This window comes from Paenibacillus sp. VT-400 (genome assembly GCF_001029205.1).
Classification (GTDB): Bacteria; Bacillota; Bacilli; order Paenibacillales; family Paenibacillaceae; genus Paenibacillus; species Paenibacillus amylolyticus.
Window position 1 is genome coordinate 1,887,998 of record NZ_LELF01000067.1, and the last position, 17,925, is coordinate 1,905,922.

General features: G+C 45.5%; 14 protein-coding genes. 13 read left to right on the forward strand and 1 reads right to left on the reverse strand.

Annotated elements, in window-relative coordinates; genetic code table 11:
- The first annotated feature begins 210 nt into the window (after positions 1-210).
- Both EL84_RS19225 and EL84_RS19230 read left to right on the forward strand, forming a co-directional pair.
- Entirely contained in the window at positions 211-792 is a 582-nt protein-coding gene (locus tag EL84_RS19225; RefSeq protein ID WP_036670661.1) for a TetR/AcrR family transcriptional regulator, read from the forward strand.
- 80 nt (positions 793-872) lie between these two features.
- Positions 873-1,841 (forward strand): D-2-hydroxyacid dehydrogenase family protein, encoded by a 969-nt coding sequence (locus tag EL84_RS19230; protein ID WP_047842716.1) that lies wholly within the window; start codon positions 873-875, stop codon positions 1,839-1,841.
- Between the two features lie 177 nt (positions 1,842-2,018).
- Here EL84_RS19230 and EL84_RS19235 read toward each other — a convergent pair whose 3' ends face one another.
- Entirely contained in the window at positions 2,019-3,056 is a 1,038-nt protein-coding gene (locus EL84_RS19235; RefSeq protein WP_036608611.1) for a LacI family DNA-binding transcriptional regulator, read from the reverse strand.
- Positions 3,057-3,442: 386 nt separating this feature from the next.
- Here EL84_RS19235 and EL84_RS19240 point away from each other — a divergent pair, with 386 nt between their 5' ends.
- The 11 genes from EL84_RS19240 to EL84_RS19290 all read left to right on the forward strand — a co-directional run bounded on the left by EL84_RS19240 (position 3,443) and on the right by EL84_RS19290 (position 17,896).
- Positions 3,443-4,492, forward strand: a complete 1,050-nt coding sequence (locus EL84_RS19240) for a 2,3-butanediol dehydrogenase (RefSeq protein WP_047842717.1) — start codon at positions 3,443-3,445, stop codon at positions 4,490-4,492.
- Between the two features lie 181 nt (positions 4,493-4,673).
- The gene (locus tag EL84_RS19245; protein ID WP_047842718.1) at positions 4,674-5,987 is read left to right on the forward strand and encodes a hypothetical protein; all 1,314 of its coding nucleotides are present in this window, start codon (positions 4,674-4,676) and stop codon (positions 5,985-5,987) included.
- Between the two features lie 333 nt (positions 5,988-6,320).
- Positions 6,321-7,424 (forward strand): NADH:flavin oxidoreductase, encoded by a 1,104-nt coding sequence (locus EL84_RS19250; RefSeq protein ID WP_047842719.1) that lies wholly within the window; start codon positions 6,321-6,323, stop codon positions 7,422-7,424.
- Between the two features lie 398 nt (positions 7,425-7,822).
- Complete coding sequence (gene nagZ / locus EL84_RS19255) at positions 7,823-9,151, forward strand: beta-N-acetylhexosaminidase (protein ID WP_235431553.1); 1,329 nt, start codon at positions 7,823-7,825, stop codon at positions 9,149-9,151.
- Positions 9,152-9,192: 41 nt separating this feature from the next.
- The gene (locus EL84_RS19260) at positions 9,193-9,897 is read left to right on the forward strand and encodes a response regulator transcription factor (protein WP_047842720.1); all 705 of its coding nucleotides are present in this window, start codon (positions 9,193-9,195) and stop codon (positions 9,895-9,897) included.
- The gene (locus tag EL84_RS19265; protein ID WP_047842721.1) at positions 9,894-10,877 is read left to right on the forward strand and encodes a sensor histidine kinase; all 984 of its coding nucleotides are present in this window, start codon (positions 9,894-9,896) and stop codon (positions 10,875-10,877) included. The genes EL84_RS19260 and EL84_RS19265 overlap by 4 nt, the downstream gene beginning before the upstream one ends.
- Positions 10,878-11,196: 319 nt before the next feature.
- Entirely contained in the window at positions 11,197-11,967 is a 771-nt protein-coding gene (locus EL84_RS19270; protein ID WP_036608600.1) for an ABC transporter ATP-binding protein, read from the forward strand.
- On the forward strand, positions 11,942-13,900 hold the full coding sequence (locus EL84_RS19275) for an ABC transporter permease (RefSeq protein WP_047842722.1): 1,959 nt from the start codon (positions 11,942-11,944) through the stop codon (positions 13,898-13,900). The genes EL84_RS19270 and EL84_RS19275 overlap by 26 nt, the downstream gene beginning before the upstream one ends.
- 173 nt (positions 13,901-14,073) lie before the next feature.
- Positions 14,074-15,519 (forward strand): 4-hydroxyphenylacetate 3-hydroxylase family protein, encoded by a 1,446-nt coding sequence (locus EL84_RS19280; RefSeq protein ID WP_082219071.1) that lies wholly within the window; start codon positions 14,074-14,076, stop codon positions 15,517-15,519.
- 234 nt (positions 15,520-15,753) lie between these two features.
- The gene (locus EL84_RS19285) at positions 15,754-16,461 is read left to right on the forward strand and encodes a response regulator transcription factor (RefSeq protein WP_047842723.1); all 708 of its coding nucleotides are present in this window, start codon (positions 15,754-15,756) and stop codon (positions 16,459-16,461) included.
- The gene (locus EL84_RS19290) at positions 16,439-17,896 is read left to right on the forward strand and encodes a sensor histidine kinase (protein ID WP_053061539.1); all 1,458 of its coding nucleotides are present in this window, start codon (positions 16,439-16,441) and stop codon (positions 17,894-17,896) included. The genes EL84_RS19285 and EL84_RS19290 overlap by 23 nt, the downstream gene beginning before the upstream one ends.
- Positions 17,897-17,925 lie beyond the last annotated feature (29 nt).

The window sequence follows — 17,925 nt, forward strand, 5'->3', positions numbered from 1 at the left end:
GATCAGTATGTTATGTTTCGGAATAACCATACTTTATTTGCGTGAATTCTGTCAACAGAGAAATGGGTGAGATTTTCAATTTGGTTAAAAACGCTTTATGGAGGAGTTTACTTAATTTTAATAATTTTAAATGAGTGATCTTTGACTTATCCATTGTTATGGGGTTAAAATATATAAACATACTGATCGATACATAAAGAGGTGAATTGTATGGTTAGACAACGGGAATTTGATACGGATAAAGCACTCGATGCAGCGATGCATACGTTTTGGGACAAAGGGTTCGAAGCGGCATCTTTGAATGATTTGACGACCGCAATGGGCATACAACGTCCCAGTCTGTATGCGGCTTTTGGAGATAAAAAGGAATTATTTGAAACAGCACTTCGCAGGTATACCACTCAGCACGCGGCTCAAGTCAGAGCCAGACTTCAACAGGGCTCCTCCGTGCGGGAAGCCTTTCGTGGATTGTTTGAACATATTGGAGCAGAGGGGAGTGTGACCGAGCCTAGTCACGGCTGTTTTTGCATTAATACGATGGTTGAGCTGGCTCCACATGATCCCAAATTCGCTGTCCTTACACGGGAGCATCAGATGTACCTGGGTGTTCTTTTCAAAGAAACGATAGAACGAGGGCAACAGAGCGGGGAGTTGTCTACTGACATGAACGCAAGTGCGGTCGCACAGTCTCTGGTTGTATCCATGATTGGACTGACTGTACTGATGAAATCAGGACCGGACCGCTTGTTTGTAGAGCAGAGCATCCAGGTTACGCTGTCTTTGTTACATTAATAGGGAATTATTCTGTTTAAAGTGATGCGGAGTTGCTACAATATATACAAGAATTGAGCAGATATAGGAGGAGATCAGAAATGAATACGAAGTTGCGCTGTGCCATTTTGGATGATTATCAGAACGTTGCGCTGACGTCGGCGGATTGGAGTCCGTTGATGGATCAGGTGGAGATTCAGACATTCAACAACTATATGGGCTCGGAAGATAAAGTCATTCAAGAATTGCAGGATTTCGATATTGTGGTGCTGATGCGGGAACGTACACCGTTTCCGGAGAAGGTCATTTCGCAGCTCCCTAAGCTAAAACTTCTGATTACAAGTGGTATGCGCAACGCGTCGATAGATCTTAAGGCTGCAGAGAAGAACGGGATTATTGTGTGTGGAACCGAGGGAAGCTCTAATCCGCCGACGGAGCTTACATGGGCACTGATTCTAGGGCTGTCCAGACAACTGGTTACGGAAAATAATGCACTTCGCTCCAATCGAAACTGGCAGAGCACTGTAGGGTTGGATTTGCATGGGAGAACACTTGGATTGCTCGGTTTGGGCAAGATAGGAACTCGCATGGCTGAGATCGCACAAGCATTTGGCATGAATGTGATGGCCTGGAGCGAGAATCTAACACGTGAGAAAACCGAAAAACATGGTGTGATCTGGTGCGAGACCAAGGAGCAACTGCTTGCACAGAGCGACATTGTATCCATTCATCTGGTATTGAGTGATCGTACGCGGAATCTGATCGGACAAGCCGAATTTCAACAAATGAAATCGAGTGCGCTATTAATAAATACGTCGCGAGCGGGCATTGTCGATCAGGAAGCTATGGTGGAGGCATTGCAGCGTGGTGTGATTGCTGGTGCAGGTCTGGATGTATATGAGCAGGAACCGCTACCCGTTAACCATGTGATGCGAACATTGCCCAACGTTCTGGCCACACCGCATCTGGGTTATGTGACTCGTGGCAATTATGAGATCTATTATAATCATACCGTAGAGAATATAGCGATGTTCCTGAAGGGAACACCGATCAGGCAACTGCATTCTTAGAATGAACGTATGCGGAGTATGACTCTGCTATAGTTATATAGAATCAACGACAAATAAGGTGCTGCCAGGAAAGAGTTAGACCTGAGCAACACCTTTTTAGTATATCTGTGTAGTAAACAAATGAAGGGACGGATGTAAAATACATTCTATCCCGGTGACCCATCCCCCTCACCAAATTTAACTGTGTGGCCCTCGCTGGGAAGAATGAATCATGGCTACGCTTGATTCACGAACGATTAAGCGCGGTTCAAACTGGATGTGTTCGTAATCGGTCGTGCTCATCTCCCGAATTCGTTTTAACAACAGCTCAGTAGCAAGTCTGGCGACTTCTTCGCCCATTATGGAGACGGAACTAATCTGAGGAGACGTGACGGTTGTCCATTGATTGTTATCCACACCCACAACAGCCACATCTTCAGGTACACGAACCCCTAACTCCTTGAACCGATTAACCAATCCTATGGCAACCATATCATTAATGGCATAGACGGCATCTGGCATATGCGTAAGTCCATAGAAATAATCTGCAGCATTGGCACCTGTATTTAATGAAAAGTCCTCACCAAAGTATACGAGAGAAATGTCCACATGGCCTACAGCTTGCTCATACGCACGAAAGCGTTCTTCAATAATGTCCTTCGGTGCTCCCGCATATGCAATTCGAGTTCGACCGATCTTGAACAGATGTTCCATTACCAATTTGCCTTCAGGTTGAGAGAGAGAGACGATATCCGCTTTCATACCCGGTTCCAGTTTTTTGCCGTAATTAATCATCGAGATAGGGAGCGGAGCCTTATCAATCAGTCCGGGTAACGTTTTGGGGTACGCCAGAGGCATGAAGATCAGTCCGTCCACATGCAATTTTTTGACATTACGAATGGTTTCAAGCTCCGTTCTGGCATTGCCTGCCGTATTGATCTGGACGACATGGTACCCATGTTGCTTCGCCGTTTGCTCTACAGACCAGGAGATTTCCGGAATGATGGCGTTTCGTATGTCGGGTACAACAAGAGCGATCTGGTGCGTTTGCCGGATTTTCAGACTCTGTGCCGAGGTGTTGGGTACAAACCCCAGTTCTTCAATGGCCTGCATCACTTTATCCCGTGTTTTACTGCTGATGCCTTCTGAATTGTTGATGGCCCGGGATACGGTAGCGATGCCCACGCCGGCACGCTCTGCAACGTCCTTGATCGTAAGTTTCTGTTCTTTCCTCAATGTACGGTTACCTCACTTTATCGGAAACGATTCCGAATTATTAGGAATATGTAAGAACTTCACGATAGTTATATAACTTGATTATAACATTTGAACAATGAAGTATCCCGTGAAAGGGCCAGATTTATGGCAACGCCTGATTAAATTTCAATGGGACTACAATAATATTTGCCATGATATATGTTAATAACAAGGATTACATCGTTTGTAATACCGCTAAGATCACTTGAATTAAAGTGCGAGCATTCTTCAGTGAACTCGATATGATCATGAAATAGCCATATTAGTGGAGAAATATGTTTGACAGCGTATCTAAAATGTGACATATTTAATTTACGGAAACGTTTCCGATTATATCACAAATTATGATCTGGGAGATGAAATGAATGAAAGCATTACGTTGGCATGGAGTCAAAGATTTACGTCTCGAAAATATTAATGAACCTCAGCCTGAAGAAGGAAAGGTCAAAATAAAAGTAGAATGGTGCGGTATCTGTGGCAGTGATTTACACGAGTACACAGCAGGTCCAATCTTCATTCCCGCTCAAGCACCGCATCCGCTAACAGGGGAACAAGCGCCTATAGTTATGGGGCATGAATTCTCAGGACAGGTGGTTGAAGTAGGGGAAGGTGTTACACGTTTCAAGGCGGGCGATCGTGTTGTGGTAGAACCCATCTATGCATGCGGACACTGCGAAGCTTGTAAACAGGGCAGATACAATCTGTGCGATCAGATGGGTTTCCTTGGACTCGCTGGAGGCGGAGGAGGATTCTCCGAGTATGTAACTGCTGCAGAAAACATGGTACATGCCATTCCGGATTCAATCTCGTATGAGCAAGGTGCGTTGGTTGAACCTTCAGCTGTAGCACTTCACGCTGTGCGCCAAAGCAAGCTGAAAGTGGGAGATACAGCAGCCGTTTTTGGCGCAGGCCCAATCGGACTACTGGTCATCGAAGCGCTTAAAGCTTCGGGAGCGTCGGATATTTATGTGGTGGAGTTATCGGATGAACGGAAAGCAAAAGCCGAAGAGCTCGGTGCCATTGTGATTGATCCCATTCAGTTTAATGTCGTGGAAGAGATCCATCAACGTACACAAGGCGGCGTTAACGTAGCCTATGAAGTAACCGGTGTTCCACGTGTTCTGCAACAAGCCATCGATTCAACACGTATTGGTGGAGAGTTGATGATCGTCAGTATTTTTGAACAGGAAGCGCCGATTCACCCGAACTCAATTGTCATGAAAGAACGTACAGTTAATGGCATTATTGGTTATCGCGATGTGTTCCCGGCTGTTATCAGTCTGATGGATAAAGGTTTCTTCCCGGCTGACAAGCTGGTGACCAAACGAATTTCGTTGGATGAAGTGGTAGAGCATGGATTTGAAGCACTGTTGAAAGAGAAAAATCAGGTTAAGATTTTGGTAAAAGCTGAATAGAAATCATAGACATTAAGAACAAGTAGACAGCACATCAACAGATGTGATTGTCTACTTTTTTTGTATAAATAGGGCGGAATTTGTTGCATGTGCGGGTGGTTTTACATAGTATAAAAAGATACAAATTGTATCATCTTGGTGTGAAGGTAATAATGATGAAAAAATGAAGGAGGAAGCGGACATGCACAGAAATACAAAATGGACAGCCGTAATTTTGACCATTGTCGCAGGAATGAGCTGGATGCTTATGGGGAACTCCAAGCCGAAAAACACCACGTCAACGAGTCAACCCCCTGCGACGGAACGTGGGCTTGCCAAGGTGTCGAATGCACCGATCAGTTCAGCCGATGTAACATCGAAGATCGAACTGCTAGGCAGACCTTTTACCAAAACACCATATGCTAATAACGTCTGGGACATGCAACTGTACAACGGCAAGATATATTTGGGCCACGGAAATAGCAGCAATCTGGGCGTAGCTCCAAATTCAGGCCCTATTCCAGTCATTTATTATGATACAGCGAATGCAAAATTTAAGACCCAGTCGGTAACGAACAGCAACCCGGGCATTTTGCCATCAACGAAGATGTATGTGGATGAGGAACAGATTGATATCTACCGAGTACTAAACGACAAGTTATATATTCCTGGCAATGATTCCGATAGTGAACAGTGGGAACTGGGCAACTTCTATCGTCTGGATGGAGAAGTGTGGACCAAATATCGCAATCTGCCGCTGGGTGTACACGTATACGATTTGGCATCTTATCAAGGCAAGATGTTTGCCGCGCTGGGTACAGAGTCCAAACCAACCATTCTAATCTCTCATAATGAAGGTGAAACTTGGCAGAAATATGCGACCATTAATACGTTTGGTTTCCGGGCTTATACCATGTTCCATCTTAATGGCAAGTTATATGCATCTGGCATGATGTATCCTGCCAATAAAATATGGAATGATAAAACTAATATTTTGGAGATTAATGAAAAGCTTGAGAAACGGGATGTTGTCATCTATGGTAACAAAATGCTGCCTGGACTAACCTATCAAACGGGCACGATTCCTTATAATAAAATAGGCAAAAATGTTAACTTCAATAACAAGTTGCTCTATATAGCGGGAGGCGTGTTCAATGATGGGCAGCTGCTGCCCAAATCTTTGAATGTCATGACCGACATCAATCAGGCAAGGCGAGTTAATCTCCCAGATGCCAAGGCGCTCCCAACCGATGTGCTGTTGCGTGATGGCAAGGTGTATGTGCTTACGTACACTCGCCAAAGTGCCAATCTGTATATTAATCGGGTCTACCAATCAACGGATCTGACCACATGGAATGAGATTTTACGTTTTAACCAGGACACCTATGCCAAGTCTTTTGAGGAGAACGAGGGTGACTTCTACTTTGGTCTGGGTACCGATCCGGATGTGTTATCAACTTCATCAGGGAAATTGCTTCGAGTGAATCGCAGTGATATCCCCGTGAATGCTAATTAAATTGGAAGGAAGATTATGGATTATATACTATGCTACATCCACATTATTGGTGACCGGGAAAATACTTTAAGATGTAGTAGAGTGCATGTCAGACTGCTTCGGTAGTGTGATCCAACAGAGGCTGCCGTAAGGTAGCTTTCTTTTTTTTTCTATAAGAGTAGTTTGAACGCCCAACTTCGAAAATTTGAAAATAAAATTAAGAAACTATAAAATGGATAGAGAAATAATCCTAAACCAGTCAACTGGATTACACGTGTTACAATATACAAAAGCATGTCGCATTTCATGTGGATGCGGAGTTCCACACTTCCAATTGCAAAGGAGCAATGTACTATGAACGTACCTTCAGCATTATTCAAACCTTTCACCTCGGACAAGCTAACATTGTCTAATCGAATCGTTATGGCACCCATGACTCGCGGATTCTCACCAGAGGGTGTACCTGGACCAGAAGTTGCTGAATACTATCGTCGCAGAGCAGCAGGTGGAGTGGGGCTCATCATAACGGAAGGTACAGGCATTAATCATCCATCTTCGGTTAGTGGAGCGAGTATTCCATTATTCCATGGTGAAGATTCGTTGCAAGGATGGGCTAATGTAGTGAAAGCAGTACATGAAGCGGGTGGCAAAATCATGCCACAATTGTGGCATGTGGGTACAGCACGTCGTTCCGGTGACTTGCCTAACGCAGAAGCTGAACCTGTAAGTCCGTCAGGGGTAAGCATGGCAGGTGAACCATCACGTGAACCATTAACGGAAGAGGAGATTCAAGGTCTTGTACAGGCATTTGCCCAAGCGGCAGCGGATGCACAGCGAATCGGGTTTGACGGCATTGAACTGCACGGAGCCCATGGATACCTGATTGACCAATTCTTCTGGGAGCAGACGAATCGACGGACCGACAATTATGGTGGTGATTTGGTACGGCGAACTCAATTTGCAGTTGAAGTGATTGAAGCTTGTCGTGCGGCTGTTGGTCCTGATTTCCCAATTGTGCTCCGGTTCTCCCAATGGAAGATGGGGAATTATGAGGCACGTCTGGTGGAGACGCCAGAACAATTGGAGCAATTCTTGGCCCCACTTAGTGCTGCTGGCGTGGATATATTCCATTGCTCTACACGCCGGTTCTGGTTACCGGAATTCGAAGGATCTGAGCTGAATCTTGCGGGTTGGACGCAAAAAATAACGGGTAAACCAGCTATTTCAGTTGGGTCGGTAGGTCTTGAAGCTGAATTCGTAGACAGAGCAACCGAGAACCAGGGAACAGGTGATGCCCATTTGGATCAATTAAATGAGAAGTTGGAGAACAATGAATTTGACTTGATTGCCTTGGGTCGTGTTCTGCTTAGTGATCCCGAATGGCCTGCCAAAGTTCGTGAAGGTCGCATATCCGAAATCATTCCATTTACAACGGAAGTGTTGCAAACACTCCATTAATAGAAGCCTAAGAACGTTTGGTGAAAGGTGAACTAACGCTGAACGGCAACGATTTATAACGAAAAGTAAAACAAAAACGAACAAATAGTCCGCCTTTGGGCGGCTTTTTGATTTGCCTATACTAATAATTTCAACATATGAAAAATTCACAATAGAAAATCGTTTTTTGCACCGTTACTCCTTTTTATTCTCCACATACATCGCACACGCGCCTAGTCACAACACCATTAAGTTCCACATCTCAGGTTCCAGTGCAACCACTTTTTTTACCGCTTAAGTGTCTGAACAACGATTCAATCTTCAGTACGACTTATTTTGAAAATCCACCGCCTTATGATAAGGTTAGGCCTGAACCCAAGGGTTGCCAAGATGACATTACATAAGGAGGATGAATATCCTTGCACAACTATAGGTACAACTCGAACAATACATGGAGAAAACCACTGCATATGATGTGTCTTCTGCTGGGGATCGTTCTGCTTTTATCGGCATGTGGCCAAGCACAGAAACCTTCCTCCGCAACGGACTCGAATACCGGATCGAACGCTGGCTCCAACTCAGGGCAATCTTCCTCATCGCCGGAGCAGAATACCGCTCCACCGCAGGAAGAAGTACCGGAAGAAGTCGATCCGGTGCAGGAGCAGCTTAGTTCATTAACGTTAGAAGAGAAGATTGGACAGATGATACTGGCCGGTGTTCAAGGGACAACGTTGGATGATCAAGCCAAACAGATGATTACGAATCAAAAGGTAGGGGGCATTATTTTCTATGCCAACAATGTATCAACACTCGAGGGAACAGCCAAGTTTGTGAAGTCCATCAAGGAAGCGAATCAGTCCAACCCGGTACCGATCTTCATGAGTGTGGATCAGGAGGGCGGGAAAGTCAGTCGTATGCCAGAGACGGTGGAATCCATTCCTTCCAGTAGAAAAGTAGGCGAGACGAAAGACAGCGCGCTTGCTGAAACGATGGGCGAATTGTTGGCGAGACAGGTTCAGCTTGCGGGTTTTAATGTGGACTTTGCTCCTGTGCTGGATGTGAATAGTAACCCGAAGAACCCGGTGATTGGAGATCGTTCATTCGGCAGCTCGGCAGAACTGGTGTCACGTATGGGGATTGCAGAGATGAAGGGACTACGTAGTGAAGGTATTATTCCGGTAGTGAAACATTTTCCGGGTCATGGTGATACGTCCGTGGATTCCCATCTTGATCTGCCTGTTGTGAACAAAACGGAAAAACAACTGGCCGAGCTTGAATGGATTCCATTCCAGGTCGCAGTGAAGGAGCAGGTAGAGGCGGTCATGGTTGCACACATTTTGTTCCCGAAGCTGGACCCGGATCATCCGGCTTCCTTATCGGATGTCATTATAGGTGAACATCTGCGCGGGAAGTTCAAGTATGATGGTGTCGTCATCACAGATGACCTGAGTATGGGTGCAATCGCGAAGAACTACAAGTTGGACCAGGCAGCCCTAGCAACTGTTAAAGCAGGAAGTGACATTCTGTTGGTAGCTCACAGTTATGAGAGTGCCAAGACGATTTTTGATACGCTAATAAGTGCAGTAAAGTCAGGCAAAATCACCGAGTCCCGAATTGATGAAAGTGTATATCGTATCCTGGCATTGAAGCAACAATACAAGTTATCCGATGATCAGAAAGCTTCCGGAGACCTGAAGCAATTGAATGCAGATATTGTGGATTGGAGTAAGCAAATCGATGCTAGATAATAAATCCTGTGTTATGATTTTGCCAGAGGTGAGATCCAATAATGTATACCATTATGATAATAGAGGACGATCCCAAGATTGCGGGATTATTGAAATCACATATTGAACGCTACGGGGACCGGGCCGTACTGGTCGAGGATTTTGAGATGATTGTGCAACAGTTTGAGCAGGTACAGCCACATGTGGTACTTCTGGATATCAACTTGCCCAGTTACGATGGTTTCTATTGGTGTCGCCAGATTCGTACGCTGTCCACATGCCCTATTTTGTTTATCTCCGCGCGGAGTGGGAAGATGGATCAGGTCATGGCACTGGAGAACGGGGCGGATGATTATATCACGAAGCCATTTGAGCATGAGATTGTTATAGCAAAAATTCGAAGTCAGCTGCGCCGGGTATATGGGGACTATGCTGCACGTGACGAAGAACGCAAGGTGGAGCTGGACGGTTTGGTCGTGTACTTGGAAAGACTGGAGATTCAGCTTGGTGATCGCAAAGTGCAGCTGACGAAGAAGGAAACGATTCTGCTGGAAACGTTACTGCGCCGCAGTCCAAAGCTTGTGAGCAGAGAGACAATCTTGGAGAAGCTGTGGGATGACTCTTTTGTGGATGACAATACACTCAGCGTAAACGTTACTCGGGTGCGTAAACGATTAGCCGAACTTGGTATTACGGACGCACTGGAAACGGTCAGAGGTTCGGGTTACCGATTGAACAATACCTGGAAGGCCTCTTCACCATCATGAGATTGTTTATACGAGAACATCTCGCTTTAACGTGCTGGGTTGTTGCCATCTTGTTCACTGTTGTTGCAGTGTTCTGGTATGACGGTTACAACGATTGGGTCACGGCTACTTATGCCGTAGCGTTGGGATTATTTTTATACATCGGATATTTGGTGTATCGTTATTATTCACATCGCTCCTTTTATACCCGGATGTCACGGTCGATGGATTCCCTGAAGGAATTTGTACCATTGAACGAAACAAGTCCTTTATCACTGGCGCTGGAGAAGTTGTTGGATTCACAATACGGCCAGTATCATGCTCATCTTCATCGGCTGGAACAACGGCAGCAAGAATATCTGACATTCATGAACCAGTGGGTCCATCAGATGAAGACACCGTTATCCGTTATTGAGTTGACCGTGGAAGGTCAGGAAGATGATGATCCTCGGCTCGTAAGCATTCGGGAGGAAGCGGACCAGATGAGGCGAGGTTTGGAGACTGTGCTGTATGTGGCCAGGTTGGATACCTTCGAACAGGATTTCAGTGTGGAACCTGTGATACTGAGGACCGCTGGGGAAGAGGCGATCCATGAGCTGAAACGGTTCTTCATCCGCAATCACGTCTATCCAGAGATACATATCGATTCTGCGCTGGTTGTGCAATCCGATGCCAAGTGGATTCGTTTTGTCTTGGTACAGTTACTGTCCAATGCAATCAAATATTCCGCGGGCAGCGGGCAAAAGATCTATGTGCGTGCGTATGAAGCCGAACGCTCCATCATATTGGAAGTGCAGGATCAGGGCATCGGAATTCCGAAGTCTGATCTAAACCGGGTATTCCAGCCTTTCTTCACCGGGGAGAACGGGCGGCATTTCAAAGAGTCCACAGGCATGGGGCTGTATATTGCCAAAGAAGTGTTAACACGGATGAATCATAGGATTGATCTTGAATCTGTGTACGGCGAAGGAACGACTGTCCGAATTACATTCAACTCCTGAAGTGACAGGTTGAAGATAAGATTGGGACGTGAGTTCTGTATTTTTGTTGAAGAAGTGTGAGTGGAGTATGAATTACAATGTAAGTGTAAGGTGTAAGTATAGACGTCTATTGCCTGATCGAGGCGAAGGCGTCTTTTTGATTTTCATGATGCAACCTTACAACATTGTCATGTTGATGAAAGGTTAAACCATAGGAGAATGGCCGAAACTTCGATAGACTATAGTCATAAGAGTACAGGAAAGGCCACGCACAATACACATGCACATAGCATGAATGTAACTTGATTTTGAATTCATATATCACTAAGGAGTTGTAACCATGGAGATTTGTTCTGTGAAACAGATCAGTAAAATCTACAAAGGCATCGTATCTTATGAAGCGTTATCAGGTATTGACCTCAGTATTCAGGAAGGTGAGTTTGTTGGCATCATGGGACCATCGGGTAGTGGCAAAACAACGCTGCTGAACATGATCTCAACCATTGATCACCCAACATCAGGCGAACTGCGGATTGCAGGAAAGAATCCGTTTGAATTGAATCAGGACGAACTCGCGCTGTTCCGGCGCAAAGAGCTTGGATTTGTTTTTCAATCGTTCAATCTGTTAAATACACTGACAGTCAAGGAAAACATTGTGCTGCCACTGACTCTTGACGGTGTTTCGCTAGCAGAGATGAACACACGTGTCGAACAGCTGGCAAGCAAGTTGGGGATCGAGGGTATTCTGAACAAACGGACATATGAGATATCAGGAGGACAGGCACAGCGTACGGCCATTGCCAGAGCGCTTATCCATTCCCCGAAGCTGATTCTGGCCGATGAGCCAACAGGCAACCTGGATTCGAAGGCGGCAAGAGATGTCATGGAGATTCTCGAAACGCGCAATCAGGAGGATCAGGCTACGATGCTGCTGGTCACTCATGATGCAGTAGCTGCAAGTTATTGCAGTCGGGTTGTCTTTATCAAGGATGGCAAACTGTATAATGAAATTCACTACGGCGATAATCGCGCAGCCTTTTACCAGAAGATTATTAATGTATTATCCCTAATGGGAGGTTCAGGACATGAATTTTCGCCAGTTCGCCATTAATAACGTTGTTCGCAATAAACGAATTTATCTGGCTCATTTTCTGAGCAGTACATTTTCCGTTATGATCTTTTTTACTTACGCATTGCTCCTGTTCCATCCTGATTTGAAAGCGGGGTTAAAGGGATCAAGTGGGACGGTTACGTTGCTTGCAAATCAGGGGTTTGTGATTGCAGAGATCATTATATTCATCTTTTCATTCCTGTTCCTGCTCTACTCCGTTGGTTCATTTCTGAAGACGCGCAAGAAGGAATTTGGTATTTTCCTGATCATAGGCATGACACGTAAGCAGATGAACAGACTTCTGTTTATGGAGAACATGTGTATCGGATTAGCTTCCATCATTACCGGGATTGGACTCGGAATTATTTTCGGCAAATTGATTCTGCTGATCTGTGGCTCCATGCTGGCTGTTGAGAACAGTCTTCGATTCTATTTTCCGCTAAAAAGCATTGCCCTGACGGCAGGTGCATTTCTGCTGCTGTTTGTTGTGATCGCGATGTCCTCATCCTTGCTCATTCGCAAAGGAACTCTCATTGACCTTGTGAAATCAGAGGAAAAACCGAAACCGGAACCCAAAGCCTCACGTCTACTCGCCTTGTTATCCGTATTGTTGATTGGTGGGGGTTATGCAGGAGTATTCACTTTTGTATGGATAAGCTTCTCCTTTCCGTTATTACTCGCAAGTGTCGTGGTTGTTATTGCAGGTACGTACTTTCTGTTCACGCAGCTCAGTGTATACATCATTCGGGCACTGAAAAGAAATCCAAGGTTGTTTTTCCGTAAAACCAATCTGCTCTTCCTATCTGAACTTACCTATCGAATGAAAGATAACGCCATCATGTTTTTCATGGTAAGTATCATCTCGGCTTCTTCATTTACGGGAATTGGCACCATGCTTGCTATTGCTGACCCGGGGTTGTCGTCCATGTCGAATCCGTACGCATTCAGTTATATGAATAACTGGTATACTCCAAACTCCGAGCGACATATTCGGCAGATTGAAGAAACGTTGATTGATAATCAAGTTCCCTACGTGAAGGGCAGTTATGCTCCTATAGGTGAAAATAATAATGGGAATATTATCAAACTGAGTGATTATAACCGTCTTGCGAAGGCACTGGGGTATGAAGAACGTACGTTGAAACAAATCGATGAGTCATTTATGACACCAAGCAATTTGGCGATGCGCAAGGAGTACCGTGAACAGGTTGAAAAAGGAGCCTCGGGAGGAAAGATCAATCTGGAGGTTGATAATCAGCACATACCTGTCCAGCTATCGACACCTGGTACCGATATTGTGATTCCTTTTCAATATGAAATTTATCTCTACGTCGTAACCGACGAATTGTTTAATAAGATGAGACCTGCGTACAACGAGGAAGTTGGCATGCCTGAAGGTTTCTATTCGAGTCGAACGATACAATTTATCGTGAAAGATTGGATGGGTACACGCAGCTTTGCTCCTGAATTGATCAAATCCATTCAAGATGATCATTCCGAAAAAGGTTATTACGAGGTCAGCGCGCTTGTGGTGGATTGGCTTAATTCCAAGCAGACCAATGGCATCATTCTAATTTTGAGCGGCCTGATCGGCATTGTTTTCTTCACCTTTGCAGCAAGTTTCACGTATTTCAGACTTTACGCAGATCTAGAACGGGATGAAGCGCAGTATCGCATGATTGGCAAAATGGGACTGAGTCGTCCCGAACTCCGTAAGATCGTAACAAGGCAGCTATTGCTTATGTTCTTCCTGCCGATTCTGGTGGCGGTCATCCACAGTTCGGTTGCCTTTGTGGCGTTGCAGCAACTGGTTGATTTCTCGGTCTTTGGATACAGCCTGCGCATCTTCTTGGTGTTTGCTTCCATGCAGATTTTGTATTTTGCACTCGTTCGCTGGCGGTATCTGCGTCACATGTATTCCAAATTAGTATAAAATAGCATGGCCCAACAGACACCGGACTCTTCGCTCGGTGTCTGTTGACTTTTCTATCTCTGGCACAGTACTATTTTGTTAGATACAGAATGTATCATTACATAGTTTCTCAAGCAGTTAGAAGGATGGAGTTACAGAAATGTCAGGCCGGTGCCTGAGAGGGAGGACATATCATGAGTATCACGATGTCTCGTGGACAAGCTTACATTCAGCGTCTGAATGATGAGCGGAATGTATGGCTGGACGGAGAGCGTATCCAGGTAACTGGGCATCAGGCCTTTCAGGGAACACTTCAAACCATAGAAGGATTGTTCAATCTGGTGGATGACCCGGAGACAAGGGAAACCGTGGCCTATTGGGACGAACAGACGGGAAGTTACGTGCATCGCTCTTTTCTTGTGCCTCGTTCACTTCCTGACGTGAACAGCAGGGCGGATGCTTTTCGGCTGTGGGCCGATCGGACGTATGGGGTGATGAGCCGATTGTCTGATTATGCCCGATCCAGGCTGACCGGTTGGTATGCAACACGACATGAGATGACAGCGCATGACCCGGCATTTGCAGACAAAATATCGGATTATTTTGCACAAGCCAAACGAAAAGATGCATTCCTGACAATTGTCCAGCGGGACCCACAGATTAATCGTTCCTTGCCTGTTGGAGAAGATGAGGATGCCATGCTGCGGATTGTCAAAAGCAATACAGAGGGCGTTGTGATCCGCGGGGCCAAAATGGTGGCAACAGCAGCGCCTTATGCCGATGATATCATTGCTTATCCCGTTCAACGAATTCCAGGCCACCTGCCAGAGCTGGCCCATATGGTAATTGTAGCCGCGGACAGTCCGGGCTTGCACATGATGTGTCGTGAATCTTTTGCCACAAAAGATACAGATAAATCACATCCACTCAGTGCGCAGTATGATGAGATGGATGCCGTATTATTTTTTGACGATGTATTTGTGCCCTGGGAACGTGTATTACTGCACAATAACCCTGAAGCCGTATGGCAGATTCGCTGTAATACAGCTTCGGCCAGTCTGGCCTACCATCAGAGTGTCATTCGATTACACTCGAAACTGGAGTTTATTACAGCCGTGACCTCATCCATTGCCAAGGAGATCGGGGTGGACTCTTTCCTGAATGTGCAGGAACAACTTGGAGAGTTGATCAGTCAGATGCAAACCATCGAGGGACTGATTATTGCTGCTGAAGCACAGTCCAAACCAGACACATTTGGCAACTGGCTGCCGGAATTCAAATATATTGAAACCGCACGTAATCTGGGCAATCGTTATTACCCCCGCGCGGTGGAGATTTTGAAGACCATTGCTGCGGGTGGTCTGATTCAGATTCCTTCAGGTACGTTTGAGACTAATGAAATGATGGGTTCTTTGGTAGGCAAATATCTTGGTGGAGTAACGATGCAAGCCGCGGAGAAGATTCGTCTCTTTCAACTCGCATGGGAGCTGACCGGAAGTCCACTCGGAGCAAGGCATGACCTATATGAACGTTTCTACGCGGGTGATCCCGTGCGCAATCGGGCGAACCAATATGTGCAGTATGACAAGGAACGTTTATTGGGGAAAGTGGAGCCGTGGCTTCGTTCGCTTAAGGACTGATCTGATGATCTAATACAAATGGTCCAAATGAAGATTGAAAAGCCTGAATGAAGAACGAAAAGCTTGAATGTAGGCTGAAAACAGCCCTATTTTAGTTAATGCCTTGGCCTGAGCCAGGGCTCTATTTCTATTTATTTAGATTATCTTTAGAAATGATTTAGGTTGAATTAAGAGACGTAGTATATAGTAATAATGTAGAGATAGGCATAGAGTATAGGAAATGAGAGGAATATCATGAGATACACCGTATTAATTGCAGATGACGAACCAGAGATTGTTGAACTGCTTCAACTATATCTGGAGAAGGACTATACCATTAAAACTGCGGTGAATGGAGCCGAGGCATTACAATGCATACGTTCAACACAGATCGATCTGGTCATACTGGACATCATGATGCCTGTAATGGATGGATTGCAGTTGATCAAACAGATCAGAGCCACATATCACATGCCTGTACTGTTCCTATCTGCTAAAAGTCAGGATCACGATAAAATCCTTGGACTTGGACTTGGGGCAGACGATTATATAGCGAAGCCGTTCAACCCGCTTGAGATTGTCGCCAGAGTAGAGGCGTTGCTCAGAAGAGTTAATCAATTTGATGCAGCGGAGATCCCCGAAGCGAAAGAACAGAATCTGGTATTAGGTGATCTGACGCTGGATCGATCCCAATGTATCCTTTTTCGTTCAGGAAGTCCTGTAACATTGACCTCTACAGAGTATAAAATTATGGAATTGTTGCTTGATCAACCTGGCCGAGTGTTCACCCGTAAAAAAATATACGAAGCGGTCTGGGGCGACTATTATGCGCACGAGGACAGCACGATTATGGTACATATCAGCAACATTCGGGAGAAGATCGAGCGTGACTCCAGACAACCGGAATATCTCAAAACGATAAGGGGACTGGGATACAAAATTGAAGCGCCCATGGAAAGCTAGAGAAAAGCGACTGTTGCAGACATCCCTGACACTGGACTTCTTGCTGTTCAACTTCTTTTTGCTGTTACTGGTATTGATTGTGTACCTTATGGTTTCACTGGATGTCGTGGATTTTCGCATTTCGGATCAGGTGGTTGATCCGGATCTGAATGTTGAAGCCCCCGTGTATGTAGCAGAGCTGGAGAACGAATTTTATTCCGGTGGAGGTTCGGTGTCGAAAGGCAAAGACACAGAGATTCGACGTCTGAAGGATAGCGGCGGCTGGATTGAAATTCTGGATGCGAATCGCAATGTCATTCATCATGTGGGAGACAAGCAAGATGCGTTCACACAGTACAGTGAAGCTGATCTGTATGCTGGACTGGAGAACCGAAGCGACCAGCCGTACTATTACTCCATCACTCCATTTTCGACAGAAGGAGCGGCAGCGTATGTATTGCTCAAAATCCCACGTGATCTGGTCAGCGTGCGAATTAATGATAATCAGTTGATTACTAATCTGAAACATCCATTATCCTTTTACATTATGATTGGCATCGGTTTGGTTTTATTATTGATCTTTGTCTACAGCTACTGGGTCGCAAGGAGAATCAAAAAACCACTCAGTATCCTCTCCTCGGGTCTTACGCAGATGATACAGGGGAATTATAGTACACGGATGTCGATCTCGGCCGAGAGGGAATTTGTCCAGATTGGTGAGACCTTTAACTACATGGCGGACGTTATTGAGAACACCTCTGCGGAGAAACGTTACGCCGAAGAGAGCAAACAGCGACTGATTGTAGACTTATCACATGATCTGAAGACACCGATAACATCCATACAGGGATATGCGCAGGCATTGGTGGAAGGACGTGGGGAGGACAAGGACAGGCAGCAAAGATATCTGGGATACATCTATAACAAGTCTGTTCAAGTTGCACGCATGATACAGAATATGTTGGAGTTGCTCAAGGTGGATTCGCCCGATTTTCGCATGCATATTCAGAGAAGAGAGATTGGAGAATTCCTGCGCGAGATTATGGCAGATACCTATGGGGAGATTGAACAGAAACAGTTTGTCCTTCATGTACTTGTTCCTGATGAGGTGATCTACGCGAGGTACGATCCAGAGCTGTTATCCAGAGTCATCCAGAATCTGATTACCAATGCTCTGTCTTATAATCCAATCGGGACCGAACTGCGCGTCGAACTCATTCCGCTTCATACCCATGTGGTGATAGAGGTGGCAGATAACGGAGTGGGCATACCACAAGAACTGTGGTCAACCATCTTTGACCCGTTTGTACGAGGGGATGAGGCGCGGACAGCGACCGGAGGCACCGGACTTGGTTTGTCCATCGCACGACGTAATACGGAGAAAATGGGCGGACGGCTGATCCTTTCCCGGCGTGGGCGAGAGACCACCGTGTTTACCATTGAGATTCCAAATTAAATAAGAGAAGAAATGTCCATGTGGAGGGA

Excerpts from the sequence above, each read along its gene's own strand:
- EL84_RS19275 (WP_047842722.1), top strand. The coding sequence starts at position 11,942 with ATGAATTTTCGCCAGTTCGCCATTAATAACGTTGTTCGCAATAAACGA.
- EL84_RS19225 (WP_036670661.1), top strand. The coding sequence starts at position 211 with ATGGTTAGACAACGGGAATTTGATACGGATAAAGCACTCGATGCAGCG.
- EL84_RS19285 (WP_047842723.1), top strand. The coding sequence starts at position 15,754 with ATGAGATACACCGTATTAATTGCAGATGACGAACCAGAGATTGTTGAA.
- EL84_RS19240 (WP_047842717.1), top strand. The coding sequence starts at position 3,443 with ATGAAAGCATTACGTTGGCATGGAGTCAAAGATTTACGTCTCGAAAAT.
- EL84_RS19260 (WP_047842720.1), top strand. The coding sequence starts at position 9,193 with ATGTATACCATTATGATAATAGAGGACGATCCCAAGATTGCGGGATTA.
- EL84_RS19250 (WP_047842719.1), top strand. The coding sequence starts at position 6,321 with ATGAACGTACCTTCAGCATTATTCAAACCTTTCACCTCGGACAAGCTA.
- EL84_RS19230 (WP_047842716.1), top strand. The coding sequence starts at position 873 with ATGAATACGAAGTTGCGCTGTGCCATTTTGGATGATTATCAGAACGTT.
- EL84_RS19245 (WP_047842718.1), top strand. The coding sequence starts at position 4,674 with ATGCACAGAAATACAAAATGGACAGCCGTAATTTTGACCATTGTCGCA.
- EL84_RS19270 (WP_036608600.1), top strand. The coding sequence starts at position 11,197 with ATGGAGATTTGTTCTGTGAAACAGATCAGTAAAATCTACAAAGGCATC.
- EL84_RS19280 (WP_082219071.1), top strand. The coding sequence starts at position 14,074 with ATGAGTATCACGATGTCTCGTGGACAAGCTTACATTCAGCGTCTGAAT.
- EL84_RS19265 (WP_047842721.1), top strand. The coding sequence starts at position 9,894 with ATGAGATTGTTTATACGAGAACATCTCGCTTTAACGTGCTGGGTTGTT.